Annotated in this window: 13 protein-coding genes; 2 read left to right on the top strand and 11 right to left on the bottom strand. The window is 55.5% G+C overall.

Annotation, left to right across the window (positions count from 1 at the left end):
* Positions 1 to 284 precede the first annotated feature (284 nt).
* Both glnK and JW897_RS02750 read left to right on the top strand, forming a co-directional pair.
* Complete coding sequence (gene glnK / locus JW897_RS02755; RefSeq protein WP_043591378.1) at positions 285 to 623, top strand: P-II family nitrogen regulator; 339 nt, start codon at positions 285 to 287, stop codon at positions 621 to 623.
* 29 nt (positions 624 to 652) lie between these two features.
* Complete coding sequence (locus tag JW897_RS02750; RefSeq protein ID WP_205465107.1) at positions 653 to 1,966, top strand: ammonium transporter; 1,314 nt, start codon at positions 653 to 655, stop codon at positions 1,964 to 1,966.
* A 119-nt stretch (positions 1,967 to 2,085) separates the two neighbouring features.
* Here JW897_RS02750 and JW897_RS02745 read toward each other — a convergent pair whose 3' ends face one another.
* The 11 genes from JW897_RS02745 to wecB all read right to left on the bottom strand — a co-directional run bounded on the left by JW897_RS02745 (position 2,086) and on the right by wecB (position 13,371).
* A complete protein-coding gene (locus tag JW897_RS02745; RefSeq protein ID WP_205465106.1) occupies positions 2,086 to 2,529 on the bottom strand; it encodes a ClpXP protease specificity-enhancing factor in 444 nt (147 codons plus the stop codon).
* A gap of 9 nt (positions 2,530 to 2,538) precedes the next feature.
* Positions 2,539 to 3,141: a glutathione S-transferase N-terminal domain-containing protein gene (locus JW897_RS02740; protein ID WP_039756141.1), complete on the bottom strand. Its 603-nt coding sequence runs from the start codon at positions 3,139 to 3,141 to the stop codon at positions 2,539 to 2,541.
* A 150-nt stretch (positions 3,142 to 3,291) separates the two neighbouring features.
* On the bottom strand, positions 3,292 to 4,056 hold the full coding sequence (locus JW897_RS02735; protein ID WP_048414169.1) for a cytochrome c1: 765 nt from the start codon (positions 4,054 to 4,056) through the stop codon (positions 3,292 to 3,294).
* Between the two features lie 16 nt (positions 4,057 to 4,072).
* Positions 4,073 to 5,410, bottom strand: a complete 1,338-nt coding sequence (locus JW897_RS02730) for a cytochrome b (RefSeq protein ID WP_048414168.1) — start codon at positions 5,408 to 5,410, stop codon at positions 4,073 to 4,075.
* Between the two features lie 14 nt (positions 5,411 to 5,424).
* On the bottom strand, positions 5,425 to 6,009 hold the full coding sequence (gene petA, locus JW897_RS02725; RefSeq protein WP_048414167.1) for a ubiquinol-cytochrome c reductase iron-sulfur subunit: 585 nt from the start codon (positions 6,007 to 6,009) through the stop codon (positions 5,425 to 5,427).
* Positions 6,010 to 6,123: 114 nt separating this feature from the next.
* Complete coding sequence (locus JW897_RS02720) at positions 6,124 to 6,870, bottom strand: Nif3-like dinuclear metal center hexameric protein (RefSeq protein ID WP_048414166.1); 747 nt, start codon at positions 6,868 to 6,870, stop codon at positions 6,124 to 6,126.
* 121 nt (positions 6,871 to 6,991) lie between these two features.
* The gene (gene groL / locus JW897_RS02715; protein WP_048414165.1) at positions 6,992 to 8,632 is read right to left on the bottom strand and encodes a chaperonin GroEL; all 1,641 of its coding nucleotides are present in this window, start codon (positions 8,630 to 8,632) and stop codon (positions 6,992 to 6,994) included.
* Between the two features lie 49 nt (positions 8,633 to 8,681).
* A complete protein-coding gene (gene groES, locus JW897_RS02710) occupies positions 8,682 to 8,969 on the bottom strand; it encodes a co-chaperone GroES (protein ID WP_048414164.1) in 288 nt (95 codons plus the stop codon).
* A gap of 712 nt (positions 8,970 to 9,681) precedes the next feature.
* Entirely contained in the window at positions 9,682 to 10,785 is a 1,104-nt protein-coding gene (locus tag JW897_RS02705; RefSeq protein WP_082158935.1) for an MraY family glycosyltransferase, read from the bottom strand.
* A gap of 251 nt (positions 10,786 to 11,036) precedes the next feature.
* Entirely contained in the window at positions 11,037 to 12,083 is a 1,047-nt protein-coding gene (locus JW897_RS02700; RefSeq protein WP_240352044.1) for a glycosyltransferase family 4 protein, read from the bottom strand.
* A gap of 157 nt (positions 12,084 to 12,240) precedes the next feature.
* Entirely contained in the window at positions 12,241 to 13,371 is a 1,131-nt protein-coding gene (wecB, locus tag JW897_RS02695) for a non-hydrolyzing UDP-N-acetylglucosamine 2-epimerase (RefSeq protein WP_048414162.1), read from the bottom strand.
* Between the last annotated feature and the right edge of the window lies 1 nt (position 13,372).

The following is a 13,372-nucleotide window of genomic DNA, read 5'->3' as shown; positions in this document are numbered from 1 at the left end:
CAAGTCCGCCACTCGCCGGCGCGTCCCCGCCCCCACGCGGGCCGGCGGCGGCCTCCTCGCCCCCGCCTTCCCTGCGCCGCGCGCCTTGGGCACCAAATCAGTGCGGCGCGCCGTCGCCGCATGCACCGGGAAAGTGCCAAAAAGGCCAGTACAGGCCTTTTTTGCGTTGCAACATGATCTTAGGGATTTCTTTTGCGCCAATCCGGCCTGGCACGATTCATGCGTATTGACGCGACAGCAGCGCTCAACTCTAGACACCGGATCATTTGACCCAAGGAGCAGTCATGAAACTCGTTTCTGCCATCATCAAGCCCTTCAAGCTGGACGAAGTCCGCGAAGCCTTGTCCGCCATCGGCGTGCAAGGGGTCACCGTCACCGAAGTCAAAGGCTTCGGCCGCCAAAAAGGCCATACCGAACTCTACCGCGGCGCCGAATACGTGGTGGATTTCCTGCCCAAGGTCAAGCTGGAGATCGCCATCGACGACGCCTTGCTCGACCAGGTGGTGGAGGCCATCGAAAAATCCGCCCGCACCGGCAAGATCGGCGACGGCAAGATCTTCGTCTACGACCTGGAACAGGTGGTGCGCATCCGCACCGGCGAAACCGGCGCCGACGCGGTCTGAACCACAAGAGAGACACAGGGGAAACGACAATGAAAAAACTGCTCGCAACCATTCAGCTCGCCGGCTTGAGCCTGATGGCTCCGCTGGCGCTCGCCGCCGCGCCGGCGGGTCCGGCTATTGCCGACGCCAAGAGCATCAGCGCCGGCGACACCGCCTGGATGCTGATCTCCACCGCCCTGGTGTTGTTCATGACCATCCCCGGCCTGGCGCTGTTCTATGGCGGCATGGTGCGCAAGAAAAACGTGCTGGCGACGCTGATGCAGAGTTTCGCGATCACCGCGCTGATCACGGTGCTGTGGGTGGTCGTCGGCTATAGCCTGGCCTTCACCGTCGGCACGCCTTATCTCGGCGACCTGAGCCGCGTGATGCTGGACGGCATGGTTTATCTGAAAGAAGCCGGCAAACTGGCCGTGCATCCGCTGGCCGGCACCATACCGGAATCGGTGTTCATGACCTTTCAGATGACTTTCGCCATCATCACCCCGGCCTTGATCACCGGAGCCTTCGCCGAGCGGATGAAGTTTTCCGCCATGCTGGTCTTCATGGCGCTGTGGTCCTTGCTGGTCTACGCGCCGGTGGCGCACTGGGTCTGGGCGCCGGGCGGCTGGATGGCGGACAAGGGCGTGCTGGACTTCGCCGGCGGCACCGTCGTGCACATCAACGCCGGCATCGCCGGCCTGGTGACCGCCCTGGTGCTGGGCAAGCGCGTTGGTTTCGGCAAAGAGGCGATGCCGCCGCATAATCTGGTGCTGACCCTGGTGGGCGCGTCGATGCTGTGGGTGGGCTGGTTCGGCTTCAACGCCGGCTCCGCCGCCGCCGCGGACGGCCGCGCCGGCATGGCCATGGTCACCACTCAGCTCGCCACCGCCGCCGCCGCGCTGGCCTGGATGTTCGCCGAATGGCTCACCAAGAAAAAGCCTTCGGTGCTGGGCATTGCCTCGGGCGCGGTCGCCGGCCTGGTCGCCATCACCCCCGCGGCCGGCTTCGTCGACGTCAAGGGCGCGCTGATCATCGGCCTGGCGGCCGGCGTGGTCTGCTTCTGGGGCGCCACCGGGCTCAAGCACATGTTGGGCTACGACGACTCTCTGGACGCCTTCGGCGTGCACGGCATCGGCGGCATTCTGGGCGCTCTGCTCACCGGCGTCTTCGCGGTCAAGGAAATCGGCGGCGCCGAAGGCAGCCTCGCCGCTCAAGCGCTGGGCGTGGGCATCACCGCGGCCTATTGCGCCGTGATCACCTTAGTCTTGCTGAAGCTGATCGATGTGGTGATTGGGCTGCGCGTCGCGGAAGACGAAGAACGCGAAGGACTGGATGTGATCCTGCACGGGGAGCGTGTCGAATAAATTCGGATTTTCTTGTTGTGGTAAGGGACTTGGGGCGCCGTCGGCGCCCTTTTTTTAAGTCCCCGCCTATGAAAAAGCCGGCCCTGAAGGGCCGGCTTTCGCTCTCGGGACTGCAAGCGCTATTTGACGATGCGCAGGCTGGGACGCCCGCTCGGCTTGACCGGAGCCTCCGGCTCGGACGTCGCCTCCGTCGGCTTGGCCTCGTCGTCGGCCGCCACCGGTTTCAGCGTCGGCGCGGCGGCTTCCGCCTCGCCCAGCTCCACTTCGAAGCCCATGCCTTCGCCGGTTTCCCGGGCAAAGATCGACATCACATTGCCGATCGGCACCCAGATGTCGCGCGAAACGCCGCCGAAGCGAGCGGAAAACGACAGCCAGTCATTGTCGATGCGCAGGTTCTTGGTGGCCGACAAACCGATGTTCAGCACGATTTCGTTGTTCTTCACGTACTCGCGCGGCACGTCGGCGCGCTCGTTGACCCATACCACCACATAGGGCGTGAAGCCGTTGTCGCCGCACCACTCGTGCAGCGCTCGGATCATGTAGGGCTTGGTGCTGGAGCTCATTGGCAATCCTTATTTGCGCATGGCCTTTTCGGACGGCGTCAGCGAATCGATGAAGGACTGGCGCTGGAAGATACGCTCGGCGTACTTCAGGATAGGCGCGGAGTTCTTGCCCAGATCGATGTTGTAATGCTCCAGGCGCCACATCAACGGCGCGATCGCCACGTCGATCATGGAGAAGTCGTCACCCAGCATGAACTTCTGCTTGGCGAAGATCGGCGCGATCGTGGTCAGGCCGTCGCGAATGGCTTCGCGCGCCTTGTTCGCTTCCTTGCCGGTGGCGCCGGCTTCCAGCGCCTTGACGTGGATGAACAGCTCGTTTTCAAAACGATAGAGGAACAGGCGGGCGCGCGCGCGCATCACCGGGTCCGCCGGCATCAGCTGCGGGTGCGGGAAGCGCTCGTCGATGTACTCGTTGATGATATTGGATTCGTGCAGGATCAAATCGCGCTCGACCAATACCGGCACCTCATTGTAGGGGTTCATCACCGCCAGGTCTTCCGGCTTGTTATGGATGTCCACATCAATGATTTCGAAATCCATTCCCTTTTCAAAAAGCACGATGCGGCAACGCTGGCTGAACGGGCAGGTAATTCCGGAGTAAAGAGTCATCATGGCAGGAGGAAATCCTTAACTAACAATGGGTTGATTCAGCTGGGCATTCTAGCACTTTCCCCCACCCCATTTCCAGCGCCGCATCGTAAGTCAATGATTCAAAATAAAAAAGGCGGATTTCTCCGCCTTTTTCAAAAGCCGCAATCGGGCTTAATGCACGTCGCGCCAGTACTCTTTCTTCAGGAAGTAGGCCAACGGCAACAGCAACAGCGACAGGAACATCAAGACGACATAACCGATCTGCTGACGCTTCACCTGAGCCGGTTCGCCGACGTAGACCAGGAAGTTGGTCAAGTCAGCCATGCGCTTGTCGAACTCCACGGTGTTGGCCTTGCCGTTCTCCAGCTTGGTCAGGGTGCCGGCCTTGATCAGCTCCAGCTTGTGCTCTTCATGGCCTTCCGCGTTCTTCGCGGTTTTCAGCACCTGCTCGCCCTGCCATTCCCAGAAGATGTGCGGCATGCCCACCTTGTCGAACACCGCGTTGTTCCAGCCGGTAGGCCGGCTCGGGTCGCGGTAGAAGCCGCGCAGATAGCCGTACAGATAGTCGGCGCCGCGAGAACGCGCGATCAGCGACAAATCCGGCGGCGTGGCGCCGAACCAGGCTTGCGCGTCCTTCTTGTTCATCGCGATATTCATCTGATCGCCGATTTTGGCGCCTTCCGGCAGCAGGTTCGCCTTGATCTGCTCTTCGGTCAGGCCGATATCGGTCAGGCGGTTGTAGCGCATCGCGCTGGCCGAGTGGCAGGACAGGCAGTAGTTGGTGAAGATCTGCGCGCCGCGTTGCAGGCTTTCCGTATCTTGGATATTGATCGGCGCCTTGGGCAGCGCGGGTCCCTCGCTGGCCGCCAGGGCCGTAGCGCTGAACGGCAGCGCCAGCGCCATGGCCGCGATCAGGTGACGGATTTTGCTTTTCATGAGTCCTCTCCCCTTATTACACGTTCATGGCGAATACGGCGGCGGCCACCACGGTCACCACCACCAGCACCGCAAACCGGATTTGGCGCTTGGCGTTGGTATCGGTCACCCGCGTCGGCACCGGAATGCTGCCCACATCGTTCTTGGTGTAGAACGGCATGCCCAGGAAGAAGACGAAGTAGATGAACGAAAGCACCTGCGCGATCACGGTGCGGGCATTGGTGGACGGCAGGGCGCCCAGAATGCCAAGACCGATGAAGGACACGATGAACAGGACCAGCATGAACTTGAACTTGGGACCGCGATAGCGGATGGACTTCACCGGCGAGCGGTCCAGCCACGGCAGGAAGGCGATCAGCACCACCGCCGCGCCCATCGCGATCACGCCCCAAACCTGGGTGCCCAGGAAAGACGGAATGGCGCGCAAGATGGCGTAGAACGGGGTGAAATACCATACCGGCGCGATATGCGGCGGGGTCTTCAGCGGGTCGGCCTGGTCGAAGTTGGGCTTCTCAAGGAAGTAACCGCCCATTTCCGGCATGAAGAAGACGATGGCGGAGAACACGATCAGGAACACCACCACGCCCAGCACGTCCTTGACGGTGTAGTACGGGTGGAAGGGGATGCCGTCCAGCGGAATGCCCTTGTCGTCCTTCAGCTTCTTGATCTCAACGCCGTCCGGGTTGTTGGAGCCCACTTCGTGCAAGGCGATCAGGTGGGCCACCACCAGCGCCAGCAGCACCAGCGGCACCGCGATCACGTGCAACGCGAAGAAGCGGTTCAGCGTGGCGTCAGACACCACGTAGTCGCCGCGAATCCACACCGACAGGTCCGGACCGATTACCGGGATGGAGCCGAACAGGTTGACGATCACCTGCGCGCCCCAGAACGACATCTGGCCCCAAGGCAGCAGATAGCCCATGAAGGCCTCCGCCATCAGGCACAGGAAGATCAGCGTGCCGAACACCCAAACCAGCTCGCGCGGCTGCTTGTAGGAGCCGTAGATCAGGCCGCGGAACATGTGCAGATACACCACCACGAAGAACATCGAGGCGCCGGTGGAGTGCATGTAGCGGATGATCCAGCCGCCGGCCACATCGCGCATGATGTATTCGACCGAGGCGAAGGCGACCGGGATGCCGGCGCCATTCAAGGTGCCGTCCGGCTTGTAGTTCATGGTCAGGAAGATGCCGGTGACGATCTGGATCACCAGAACCAGCATGGCCAGCGAACCGAAGAAGTACCAGAAGTTGAAGTTCTTCGGCGCGTAATACTCGGTGACGTGCTCCTTGAGCATCGACGATAGCGGAAAACGTTCGTCCACCCAGTTGAGCAGCTTTTGTCCTTTAGTCATGTAGCCCCCTCAGCTTATTTGTCTTCGCCAATCAGCAGGCGGGTGTCGGACAGATATTTGTGCGGCGGAATTTCCAAGTTCTTCGGCGCCGGCACGCCCTTGTAAACGCGCGCGGCCAAATCGAACTTGGAACCATGACAGGGGCAGTAGAAGCCACCCAGCCAGTCCGGGCCCAGATCGGCGGGCGCGATATCCGGACGGTGGGTCGGCGAACAGCCCAAATGCGTGCAGATGCCGACGGCGATCAGCAGCTCGGGCTTGATCGAGCGGTGCTCGTTCTGGCAGTACGTCGGCTGCTGATCCATTTCGGACTTGGGATCAACCAGCTTATCGTCCAGCTTCGGCAGGTTTTTCAACTGCTCCGGCGTGCGGTTCAGCACCCATACCGGCTTGCCGCGCCACTCGACGTTGATCTTCTGGCCCGGCTCGATCTTGCCGATATCCACCTCGACGGGAGCGCCGGCGGCCTTCGCCCTCTCGGACGGGAAGAAACTCATCAGAAACGGCGTCGCCACTCCGGCCGCCGCCACACCACCAACAGCGCTGGTTGCAACCGTCAGAAAGCGACGGCGCCCCGCATCGACTTGTTGTTCACTCATTACAGTCATCCTCAAACGTGGAAACCGAGCCCAAAACTGCCTGATTTTACCCGATTCCGAGTAGGGACTTGAAGCTTCTATGCAAATAAATTGGCCGAAGCCCTGCCAAGCCGCCTAAACCGGGTTGGAAATGTCCACAAATTCAACACTTATGCCATGAAGCTGAGCCAGACGCTCGCCCAAAGCCTTGATGCCAAAACGCTCCGTGGCGTGATGCCCCGCCGCGATGAAAGCCACATCACACTCCATTGCCATATGATGATTTTGCTCGGAGGCTTCGCCGGTGATGAAGGCGTCCACCCCCAGATCAATGGCCTCGGCGAAAAAACTCTGCGCGCCGCCGGTGCACCAGGCTACGCGCGAAACCGGCTTGTCCACCCTGCCCAGCAACAAAGCCTCGCGCCCCAGCCGGGCGGAAACATGCCCGCAGAAATCCCCGGCGGAACCGCCATGCCGCCACGCCCCGTGCCACAGCAGGCCCTGCTCGCCGCCCTGCCCCTGCGCCTCCAAATCCAGCACCTTGCCCAGCATCGCGTTATTGCCCAGTTCCGGATGCGCATCCAGTGGCAGGTGGTAAGCCAGCAAGCTCAAATCATGCTCCAGCAAAGTTTTGACCCGTTTGCGCTTCATGCCGCAAATCCGAGCGTCTTCGCCCTTCCAGAAATAACCGTGATGCACCAGCACGGCGTCCGCTCCGCGCGACGCCGCCGCCTCTATCAGCGCCTGGGAGGCCGTCACCCCGGTCACTAACTTGCGCACCGCCGGCCCGCCCTCCACCTGCAGGCCGTTGGGCGCGTAGTCCTTGTAGCGCCACGGCTCCAAAATCTCGTCCAGACTGCCCAACAACGCCTTCAATTCCATCACGCACTCCTTAACTTAATATATGCCCCGACCTTATTTTGCCAGAAGCCTACGCATTTTAAGCCCGCAAAAGAAAAACCCCGCCGTAGCGGGGTTTTTTCAAAGCCTAGGAGGCGTCGACTTACATCATGCCGCCCATACCGCCCATGCCGCCCATATCCGGCATGCCGGCCGCCGGCTTGTCTTCCGGCAGTTCAGCGATCATGCAGTCGGTGGTCAGCATCAGGCCAGCCACCGAAGCAGCGTGCTGCAGAGCGGAGCGGGTTACCTTGGCCGGATCCAGCACGCCCATTTCCAGCATATCGCCGTACTCGCCGCTGGCCGCGTTGTAACCGAAGTTGCCCTTGCCTTCCAGCACCTTGTTCACCACGACCGACGGCTCTTCGCCGGCGTTCTTGACGATCTGGCGCAGCGGCGCTTCGATGGCCTTCAGTACGATCTTAACGCCGGCGTCCTGATCGGCGTTGTCGGTTTTCAGGCTGTCCAGAGTGGAGCGGGCGCGCAGCAGAGCAACGCCGCCGCCGGCCACAACGCCTTCTTCCACAGCGGCGCGAGTAGCGTGCAGCGCGTCTTCAACGCGGGCCTTCTTCTCTTTCATTTCCACTTCGGTGGCAGCGCCAACCTTGATCACCGCAACGCCGCCGGCCAGCTTGGCCACGCGCTCTTGCAGTTTCTCGCGGTCGTAATCGGAAGTGGCTTCTTCCATCTGCTTGCGGATCTCGCCCACGCGGGACTGGATCTCGGCAGCTTGGCCGGCGCCGTCGATGATGGTGGTGTTTTCCTTGCCCACTTCAACGCGCTTGGCTTGACCCAGCATTTCCAGCGAGGCTTTTTCCAGGGTCAGGCCCACTTCTTCGGCAATCACGGTGCCGCCGGTCAGGAAGGCGATATCCTGCAGCATGGCTTTGCGACGATCGCCAAAGCCCGGGGCTTTAACGGCAACCACTTTCAGGATGCCGCGGATGGTGTTGACCACCAGAGTAGCCAGCGCTTCGCCTTCCACGTCTTCGGCGATGATCAGCAGCGGGCGGCCGGACTTGGCCACTTGCTCCAGAACCGGCAGCAGGTCGCGGATATTGGAGATTTTCTTGTCGAACAGCAGGATGAAGGGATTGTCCAGAGCGGCAATCTGCTTGTCCTGGTTGTTGATGAAGTACGGGGACAGGTAGCCGCGGTCGAACTGCATGCCTTCAACCACGTCCAGCTCGTTGTTCAGGCTCTTGCCGTCTTCAACGGTGATCACGCCTTCCTTGCCCACTTTTTCCATCGCATTGGCGATGATGTCGCCGATGTCGGAATCGGAGTTGGCGGAGATGGAGCCAACCTGAGCGATTTCCTTGGTGGTGGCGCACGGCTTGGCGATCTTGGCGATTTCACCCACCAACGAAGCAACGGCCTTGTCGATGCCGCGCTTCAGATCCATCGGGTTCATGCCGGCGGCGACGTACTTCATGCCTTCCAACACGATGGCTTGAGCCAGCACGGTAGCGGTGGTGGTGCCGTCGCCGGCCACGTCGGAAGTCTTGGAAGCGACTTCTTTCACCATCTGCGCGCCCATGTTCTCGAACTTGTCTTTCAGTTCGATTTCCTTGGCGACGGATACGCCGTCCTTGGTGATGGTCGGCGCGCCGAAGGAGCGGTCCAGCACCACGTTGCGGCCTTTCGGGCCCAGAGTCACTTTAACGGCATCAGCCAGGATGTTGACGCCGGTTACCATCTTGGCGCGAGCGGAATCACCAAACTTTACGTCTTTAGCAGCCATTCTTTAAATCTCCAGAATTCTGTGTAGGGAAGTTCAGATGCGGGTCGGATTACTCAACGATGCCCATTACATCTTCCTCGCGCATCACGAGGACTTCATCGCCGTCAACCTTGACGGTCTGACCGGAGTACTTGCCGAAGATGACCTTGTCGCCAACTTTCAGCTCCAGCGAGCGACGCTCGCCGTTGTCCAGGATCTTGCCGTTGCCGATGGCCAACACCTGGCCCATGTCCGGCTTCTCGGCGGCGGCGCCCGGCAGAACGATGCCGGAAGCGGTCTTTTCTTCAGCCTCGAGGCGCTTGATAACAACACGGTCGTGCAAAGGACGAATTGCCATGGATCTCTCCTATTACAGTGGCTGTTGAGAGTTGAAACCTGTTGAGTTGAGGCGGGCGTTAGCACTCACCTGCTGCGAGTGCTAATGATAGGGACGAGAGAGAGGGTTTTCAAGAGCCTGCCATGTCAAATTTCAGCATCCTGGCCTGCTTAGCTAGATCGACGCCTAAACGTGACACACAGCCACACACACACCAAGCACTCAGCAGTCGAAAGCGTAGCCCTTCAGGAATGCTCCACACAAAACCCAAACAGCAAAATCGCCTCAGTCGAAAACCGCGGTCAGATGAGGCGAAGCCCAAGCTGATGGCCCCAACCGTCAAAGCAGGAAAGATGACGTGTGACTCGATTTCAGCAAGTTAAATACACGAGTCAAACTGTCGCTTGTGGGGGTCAGCGACATAGCAAGTTCTCTTAGATAGCACAGCATTGGTTCGTCAAGAGTCGGTCACGCCGAGCACAGATCGCCCCTCCATGCAGAGTTTAGCTTACAAGAGGAAGACGATTGGCTGTTCCTCACTGAAGCAACGCTGTTTCATATTTATTACGAGCTTTCTGCAACAGCCCTTTCTCAACTATATGTGGAAAATGGCTTACAGTCAGTATGCACCATACTTTCAGAGTATGCCCACTGCAAATAAAATCCCAGACAAGACTTGTCTCCCGCCAACCCCTGCATTCAAAACGACAAATATTAATAAAGGCATAAATCATCAATGACGGACCGACTTCCGCAGCAACAACCAGCCCGGGGTGCGGAAACGAATAATCATTCGATATAGCCTCACATAAGTAAACATAAATGCCAACACGAAGCCAATCAATACAACAGTATTATTCCAAAACAACATAGCTGGCACCACAGACACAGAAGACAGGGCCCATAAATAAGGAGAAGTCAAACTATTACGCATAGTTTTATGACTTACATCCTTGGAGCCTACCATCCACCGCACCAACCGCATATAGATCAATTGATGTAAATGCAGCGCATCAGGGTAACCGATTCTTCGGCCTTGCAAAAACTTACGCCTATAGATTGAAAATAAGGTTTCAAATACTGGGTAAATCACACACAGCAATGGAAACCAAGGAGAGACTTGAGAGTGGCGTGCAACCAATAATACAGCGACTTCTGCGATCATAAAACCAACCAAATAAGCACCGCCATCCCCTGCAAACATCAACCCCCGGGGAAAGTTCCAAAACAAAAACCCAGCGATAGCGCCGACCATAGCAAAACAGATGCCAACCAGCATAGTATCCTGCACTTTAAATGCCACATACGCCATAGCAAGGAAAATGAAGATTGACACAACGCCAGACAACCCATTGTACCCATCAATAATATTCACTGCGTGAGCGACCCCTCCCACGGCAACTATCGTTAAAAGCAATGAAAAAATCCAAAAACGTACTAAAAAACCATCAAGCAAGGGAATATCCAAGCGCTGTAAACTTGCACCAAGAATATAATACCCTAGCGCGGCCGCAAGAAAGGTTGCCAGCAACCTAGGCAATGGCCCCACTTTTTTTGTGACATCTTCAAAAATCCCTGCGGCAAAAGCAGGAAGTGCCACCGCCAAGAGCATCAAAACTGAAGCATCCTTTAATAGCCACGCCAACATACAACTTCCCGCCACTAACCCAGCAGCAATCGGCACCCCTCCAATACGTGGCACAGGCTGAGCATGAAACTTTTGCACTCCGCTCAGTTCGTAATCAGCCGAAAAATGTTCGTGCAAATGTGCAAAATGAATCAAACACATTCCAACAAGCAAGGAGAAAAATGTAGCCGCCAATAGAATTACCAGCATTTATATACACCCTTCGATGTTTTCCAACAAAGGTAAAGCATAAGATTATCGAAGATAAAACCCCAAGCAAAGAGTTACAAGGATGCTTTAAAATTCGAGGGATACATTGAAATCCAATATTTTATCACCGCAATCTACTACACATACACCACTCCCACCAGGTCTAATCATGTTAAAACTCTTTGCTCGTAAATTCACATTAAAAATCAGACCCATACAAAACATTCCTACAACACACTATCAGCAAGAAATCAAGAAGATAGCGCGGCCACAATCTGCCCCACGGCTTTTTTTACAGAAAATTCACGCTCAAAAAGACCCTTACAACGCACCGAAAAGGCTGCAGTATTACCTTCAAGCTGAGTCAGCAACTCCTCCGCAAGAAATAGTAGCTCATCAACTCGGTTACTTTCACAGACTTGCCCGACCCGCTCATCACGGATCAATTGGGCAAGGTCATTACCTCGATTAACACTTGCCAATACAGGCAAGCCACTTTGCATGTAAGTTAAAAATTTCCCAGGAATATTATGAGACTTATGACGAGGGTCCAAAACAACAATACCCGCACTACACTGAGCATAAAGCCCAGGAATTTCATCAGGATGAATTTCTTCAAAAAACATAACATTATCAAGCTGCCGTTTTTGAGCTGCAGCTCTTAGCCTACTCACCTCACTACCGCGGCCAACAAATAAAAAACCAACATCTGATCTACGATACATTTTATCAGCCAAATCAAGCAAAATATCCATGCCTTGGGCCACCCCCATGTTTCCAGCATAGACAAAAATCTTGCGCCCTTTCAAATAGGTTTCGTTGACTTGTATCGAACATGGTGCTGCAGCAGGAGTATCAAGCCAGTTCTGTAGAATTTCTAATTGACGACCAGGCTGCTGTTGCCAACAATCAAAGTAATTTCGATTACCAGGGGTCTGAACACCAATAATATCAGCTACAGAATACTGATAGCGTGCCACCATATCAAAAAACAGATAAGGCAACCCCCGCTTCATCAGCCCCATATCAACCGCCCAATCAGGAAAGATATCACGAATGATTAAGTAGCCTTTACAACCACTAGCATTTTTAAGTGCTCTCGCCAAAGGAGCATGAAAAATAGATGGCGCATACCACACAACCCCCTCCCACCCTTCATTAGCTAGTGGGCTTTTTCGAAGCTGTAATAACATCGAAAAGGGCATGAAGAGCTCCCCCAACGTACGTCGGACATAACCAACATCTTTCGTACGTGGCGCTTTTAAACGTAGCACCTGCACCTCATCAAAATCCTCCAACAGCCAAGGCTCCCTTTGGCCAGATGACGGAAGAAGCACCGTCAAATTATGTCCTTGACGCACGAACTCTCGAGCCAAATCCCGAAGTTGCACCGCCCCAGAGGTGCGATGGGGTGGAAAAGTATCCGCGATTAGTACAATCCGCATTAATCTTGCCTCAATACTTCTTCCATACTACCCTATTCACATAATCGGTGTAGCTATGAATAATGCGCACAACCTTGTCAGAAACATTCCTGGTAGAATAGTCTGAAACAGGCATAAGCAATCGTTCATCTCCACGCGGCTGCTGTTCAAGAACAGACAAGCCTTGCATAACTCTATCGATATTCACCCCCACCATCATCACAGCCCCCTCTTCAAAGGCCTCATGGCGCTCCTGAGTCTCTCTTATATTTAACGCAGGAAAGTTCAGGATCGAAGATTCTTCGCTTATAGTTCCACTATCAGACAATACGGCTCGAGCTGAAAGTTGAAGCTTATTATAATCAGTAAAGCCTAATGGTTTGAGCAGTCTAACCATTTTATTAAATTTAGCACCAATAGTATCAAGCTTTTTCTGAGTTCTTGGATGCGTTGACACAATGATAGGTAGTTTATATTGCTCAGCAATTTCATTCAAAATGTTTATCAGCTTAGAGAAATTAACTTCAGAGTCAATATTCTCTTCGCGATGAGCACTGACAACAAAAAACTCACCAAACTTCAACCCCAAGCGTTCCAATACGTCAGACCGATCAATAGCTTCTTGATAGTATGACAATACCTCCGCCATTGGGCTACCTGTTTTGATGACTAAGTCGGCAGGCAAACCCTCTTTCAGTAGGCACTCCCTGGCAATAGAGCTATATGTCAAATTCACATCTGAAGTATGATCAACAATTCGTCTATTAATTTCTTCGGGGACACGCAAATCAAAACAGCGATTACCAGCCTCCATGTGGAATATAGGTACTTTTCTTCTTTTAGCCGGAATTACAGATAAGCAGCTATTGGTATCGCCCAAAACAAGCAATGAATCAGGCTTCTCCGTGACCAGGACATCATCCATTTTGGCAATGATCATGCCAATTGTCTCAGCAGAGGACGCTCCGGCAGCATTCAGGAAATGATCAGGCTTTCTAATGCAAAGATCGTCAAAAAAAATCTGATTCAACTCATAGTCATAATTCTGTCCCGTATGAACAATAACATGTTCACAAAAATCATCCAGCTTCTTCATTACACGCGACAAACGAATTATCTCGGGTCTAGTCCCAACAACCGTCATAACTTTCAGCTTTTTCACT

Origin of the sequence: Chromobacterium alkanivorans, from assembly GCF_016937655.1 — a bacterium.
Taxonomy (GTDB): domain Bacteria; phylum Pseudomonadota; class Gammaproteobacteria; order Burkholderiales; family Chromobacteriaceae; genus Chromobacterium; species Chromobacterium alkanivorans.
This window is presented reverse-complemented; position numbering and strand designations above follow the sequence as displayed.

Excerpts from the sequence above, each read along its gene's own strand:
- glnK (WP_043591378.1), top strand. The coding sequence starts at position 285 with ATGAAACTCGTTTCTGCCATCATCAAGCCCTTCAAGCTGGACGAAGTC.
- groES (WP_048414164.1), bottom strand. The coding sequence starts at position 8,969 with ATGGCAATTCGTCCTTTGCACGACCGTGTTGTTATCAAGCGCCTCGAG.
- JW897_RS02740 (WP_039756141.1), bottom strand. The coding sequence starts at position 3,141 with ATGATGACTCTTTACTCCGGAATTACCTGCCCGTTCAGCCAGCGTTGC.
- JW897_RS02745 (WP_205465106.1), bottom strand. The coding sequence starts at position 2,529 with ATGAGCTCCAGCACCAAGCCCTACATGATCCGAGCGCTGCACGAGTGG.
- JW897_RS02720 (WP_048414166.1), bottom strand. The coding sequence starts at position 6,870 with ATGGAATTGAAGGCGTTGTTGGGCAGTCTGGACGAGATTTTGGAGCCG.
- JW897_RS02730 (WP_048414168.1), bottom strand. The coding sequence starts at position 5,410 with ATGACTAAAGGACAAAAGCTGCTCAACTGGGTGGACGAACGTTTTCCG.
- JW897_RS02750 (WP_205465107.1), top strand. The coding sequence starts at position 653 with ATGAAAAAACTGCTCGCAACCATTCAGCTCGCCGGCTTGAGCCTGATG.
- petA (WP_048414167.1), bottom strand. The coding sequence starts at position 6,009 with ATGAGTGAACAACAAGTCGATGCGGGGCGCCGTCGCTTTCTGACGGTT.
- groL (WP_048414165.1), bottom strand. The coding sequence starts at position 8,632 with ATGGCTGCTAAAGACGTAAAGTTTGGTGATTCCGCTCGCGCCAAGATG.
- JW897_RS02735 (WP_048414169.1), bottom strand. The coding sequence starts at position 4,056 with ATGAAAAGCAAAATCCGTCACCTGATCGCGGCCATGGCGCTGGCGCTG.
- JW897_RS02705 (WP_082158935.1), bottom strand. The coding sequence starts at position 10,785 with ATGCTGGTAATTCTATTGGCGGCTACATTTTTCTCCTTGCTTGTTGGA.